Annotated in this window: 5 protein-coding genes; 2 read left to right on the top strand and 3 right to left on the bottom strand. The window is 32.0% G+C overall.

Annotated elements, in window-relative coordinates:
• Nucleotides 1-260: hypothetical protein (locus ACKI67_RS01530; RefSeq protein ID WP_407461633.1), on the top strand; the 260-nt coding region annotated here is incomplete at its 5' end.
• Nucleotides 261-300: 40 nt separating this feature from the next.
• The gene (locus ACKI67_RS01525) at nucleotides 301-477 is read left to right on the top strand and encodes a hypothetical protein (RefSeq protein ID WP_407461632.1); all 177 of its coding nucleotides are present in this window, start codon (nucleotides 301-303) and stop codon (nucleotides 475-477) included.
• A 341-nt stretch (nucleotides 478-818) separates the two neighbouring features.
• Here ACKI67_RS01525 and ACKI67_RS01520 read toward each other — a convergent pair whose 3' ends face one another.
• The 3 genes from ACKI67_RS01520 to ACKI67_RS01510 form a co-directional block, all read right to left on the bottom strand.
• Nucleotides 819-1,538 (bottom strand): hypothetical protein, encoded by a 720-nt coding sequence (locus ACKI67_RS01520; protein WP_407461631.1) that lies wholly within the window; start codon nucleotides 1,536-1,538, stop codon nucleotides 819-821.
• A gap of 783 nt (nucleotides 1,539-2,321) precedes the next feature.
• Complete coding sequence (locus tag ACKI67_RS01515) at nucleotides 2,322-2,600, bottom strand: transposase (RefSeq protein WP_407461630.1); 279 nt, start codon at nucleotides 2,598-2,600, stop codon at nucleotides 2,322-2,324.
• Nucleotides 2,533-3,816: a transposase gene (locus tag ACKI67_RS01510; protein WP_407461629.1), complete on the bottom strand. Its 1,284-nt coding sequence runs from the start codon at nucleotides 3,814-3,816 to the stop codon at nucleotides 2,533-2,535. Before ACKI67_RS01510 ends, ACKI67_RS01515 begins: the two co-directional genes overlap by 68 nt.
• Between the last annotated feature and the right edge of the window lie 398 nt (nucleotides 3,817-4,214).

Below are 4,214 nucleotides of genomic sequence, written 5' to 3'. Positions count from 1 at the left end.
TGATTCACAAATACGCTGAAACATTGGATGATATACTCCGTTTGGAAGAGGTGATTGGTTTGTCTGCAGCAATTAATGATGTACGTAGACAAGAGAAACGTTTAATTGACAAAGGTATTAATCAAGGTATTGAGCAAGGTATTGAGCAAGGTGCTTTTGATTTGGCTTTGAAAGTTAAAATGGAGTTTGGTTTGGAGAAAGCCATTGAGCTCAGTGGGTTTTCTCGCCAGGAACTTGAAAGTGAGAAATTGAATAGGTGATTTTTTCACCTTTTTTTCTTTTTTTTGGAGTGTGATTGTTTTGTCTGCAGGAATTAATGATCTACGTAGACAAGAGAAACGTTTAATTGACAAAGGTATTAAGAAAGGTGCTTTTGAACTGGCTTTGAAAGTTAAAAGGGAGTTTGGTTTAGAAGAAGCTATTGAAATTAGTGGGTTTTCTCGTACAGAGCTTGAAAATGAGAAATTGGATTTGTGATTTTTTACCTTTTTGGAGAAGTGCTGTTTTAATCATTTTTATTATCCATTTTTTGTATTTTCTAATTCTTTTCACAAAGATAATGTGATGAGCGTTGTATTCCATGTTTTAAAATTGTTGGCAATGATTTCTTTTAGGCAGGTTATATTTACCACAAATTTTTAGTTTTCACAAACCGATTTGTATATCAAAGAACCTAAGTTTTTGGCAGTGATTACTGGAGGTAAATTTGCTTATACAAGAGAAGATGGGTAAAGATACTTCCAGTTGGTTGTCTTCGCTGAATTCAGTGATTTTCCCATGAAGGTTTGAAAAAGTAATTAAATAGATGATTTTCTCATCTATTTAACGGTTATTTTAACATTCTTGTAGGTCATGTAGTGTTTGTTATCTCCCATATAGAGGGCTGTTGCCTTGAAGTTTCCTTTTTTGGTTAATTTTGATAACACAAAAGTGGCCTGACCTTTGGAGTTGGTTTTGGCTGAGTACTGTTTGCCGTTGACTGTGAGCTTGACTGTGGCCTTCTTGATGGCTTTTTTGTTGCTTGTCAACTTGACTGTGTACTTTTTGGTCTTATTGAGTGAGAATGTTTTTGAATTCGCGCTGATTTTGGATTTTGATGATCCTGCTTTTTTGTATATCTCGATGTCGTTTGTCTGTGAACATGAGGCGTATGTGCTGTCACCGTCAAAGCTCATGTGAACCTTGCAGTAAGTAGCTGGAGGCAGATGTTTTGGAGGATAGATGTAAATCAGGCCTTTGGAGTTGGTTTTTTTAGTGTATGTCACTCCATATATGGTGATTTTAACTTTCCTTCCTGAAACCGCTTTTCCTCCGGGATAGGTGACAAGATGCACGGTGAGCTTTTTGCTTGTTCCGGACTTCATGTCAAAAGGGCCGATCCATACGTTTGTAGGTATGAGCCTTTTCAGTTTCATGGTTTTTGATTTCTTGTCAACCTTCAGGATGTACTCCTCAGCAACCATGGTGTCTTCGCTGTTTTTGTTGTGGCAGGACACCACAATGCTGCAGGTGCTTGTTGATTTGAGGTAATTGACCATATCTTTGCTGTAGTCCTCAAATTCCTTCAGGCGAATTTTGTAGGTTGTAACTCCGTTTTTTGTAGTTTTCTCAGAGAGCTTTGAAAATTTCTTGTCCAAACCTGCAATATTGTCTACGGATATGTCGACCTCTCCATTCGCACCTTTGGGAACTTTGATGGTTACAAACACTTCACTGCCCTTAGTGGCGTTTATACTTTTTGTATTTGCCTGTATCTTGATGTCAGATTCTTCTATTCCTGATTCCAGAACAGGGTCCTGTTCTGATACGCTAAGATTGTCGTTTGCTTGCTGAGCTTCCTGAACGCTTTCATCCACATAGGTCAGATTGTCCTGTGGGATTTCTTGTGACGCGCTGATGGCGCCTATTGTTAAAATCATTAATAATAATGATATTATCATGATGTGTTTAATCTTCATAATTTCAACTCCGCTTTATATTGTATAGTTTGTATGAAAAAAGTATTTAAAATTTAATATAAAGCTTTCGCTTTACTTTGGAATTTAATTTTTACAGTAATTGAGTGAGTGGCAAAATTATTTAATTTCTTGTTATGATGTTTTATTGAATATAATTCATTATTTTTAAATATAACATTTTTAAAATGGGTTTTAATATTTTGATGCCTTTTACTATTTTTTAGACATCATTGAAAAAATTTGACCTCGATATTGGAAATTTAAATAAACCTCCACCTAATATAACAGTGTTATATTAGTATTGTATTAAGTTACAATTGGGTGATGATTTTCATTATCAGATATGGTTTTTTATATATTCTTTTAAGTTTTAACAGTATATTTGGCTATCGTTTTTTGAACAAAATTCATATATGTTTCATTTTCAAACAATAAATCACGTAAGACTAGATTTGATATTCTGATAATGTTATATGCTATGGATTTTAAATTTACGATGCCTTGAATCTTATATTTGCCTATATAAGGCAGTTGATTCAATTCGTAGAATTGTTTTAGTGTTCCGTAGGGTGATTCAACAACGGGTCTTAAACTGTACTTTTCCTTGGCTTCGGGAGTTTTCCATTTTAAGCAACATGTCAATCATAGCCTCTGATCCGTAAACAATATATTGTCTATTGGTCATTTTTTTAGTTAAGCATTGGTCTTTATAAAAACAATTTTTACAGGCTTCAGAATTAGAATAAAAACTTTTAATTTTATCCGGAAGTCGTATTTCACCAATACTTGTTTTTTTAACATTTTCTTCCCGATATTGGTATTTTAATGGGAAGAGATATCCTGCAAAGCAAACGATATATTTATTAAGGTAATCAATATATACATTATCTTTACTGGTAGGATTTGTTTTTAGTGCATCTTTGTTTTCTCGTGATTGAGTTGCATTAGGAATGAATCCTTCTATTTGGCTTTTTTGCAAATAATCAATCACCAACTCATTACAATAACCAGCGTCAGCCAGTAAATTCTCAAATTTAAATCCAACATTTTTCATCGCCATATCCGTGACAATTGGCAAATCATAATCATCTGTTGGATTTTGTGAGATGTAAGTGGCAAGTATTAAGTGCGTCGCACAATCAACACACGTTTGAAGATTATATGAAATCTCTGCTTTATTCTTTTTATTATACATCCAACGAGCTTCAATATCATTCACCGGAACAGATTTCTGACCACTAATTTCCAGTTCAGCAAGCATTCGTTCCAATAATTCTAATTTCTCCGTTAATGTTTTGCGTTCATCATAATAAAACTTACGAGCATTCCATTTAAGTTTTTTAACTTCTTCTTGGCCCAATTTACCTTTTAAAACTTTGATTAAAATTTTTAAGTCATGTTTGCGAATAACTTTATAATTGGAGTTATATGCTTTTATTTTGGTTCCATCAACACTAACATCAACAAATTCGCTCAAACCCAAATCTTTAGCCATTTGCACTGTTTTACCTAATATTCCTTCAAAATAGGGTATGAAATAATTTTTATAACGAGTTACAGACTCCTTGGAAACTGGAATGCCTTCCATTACCAGTTTATAAACAGAATCTGTCTTTGTAAAATCTGCAATTTTTCTAGCAGAAGATTCTTTCAATATTTCAGACAGTAAAATAAGTCCCAGCATATTTTTTAAAGGCAATGGTGGCCTACTGACCTTATGTACAATCTTTCGCTTGCAAAACTCCATACAATACGTTTCAATGAAAAATATTACAAAAAACACAATATGATCTTCAGGAATGTCTTCAATCGTTTTTCGATCAATGAATTTTTCACGATATTCATCATATTTAGTCATACCTAAAATCAACTCCTTATTTTAATTAAAATCATCCGATTTAATCTGAAACATGATAATTCTTATTAAATTCTTATTTAATAAGTTAAAATTAAATAAATTTAAGTATACTTAAATTAAAACTCTTCAAATTAAATATAGATAATTATAGATATGTTATTTTAAATATAAATCATTATCTATTATTTTTCATCGAATTGAATACTGTCTTGGCGATTAAATTATGTTGTCTTTAGTGATTTAAAAATAGTTTATTATTTAATGTAAAGGAAAATCGTCAGATGGTTATGAAACGGTTGAAAATTAAGTAAAATAATAAATAAGAATTAATTATTAAGAATTAATTAAAATTAATAAAAAATAAAATTTTGCCATTCACTCAAAATATTAAAAAAGCA

The sequence above is a fragment of the Methanobrevibacter sp. genome, assembly GCF_045577275.1.
In the GTDB taxonomy this organism is placed as follows: Archaea; Methanobacteriota; Methanobacteria; order Methanobacteriales; family Methanobacteriaceae; genus Methanobrevibacter.
This window is presented reverse-complemented; position numbering and strand designations above follow the sequence as displayed.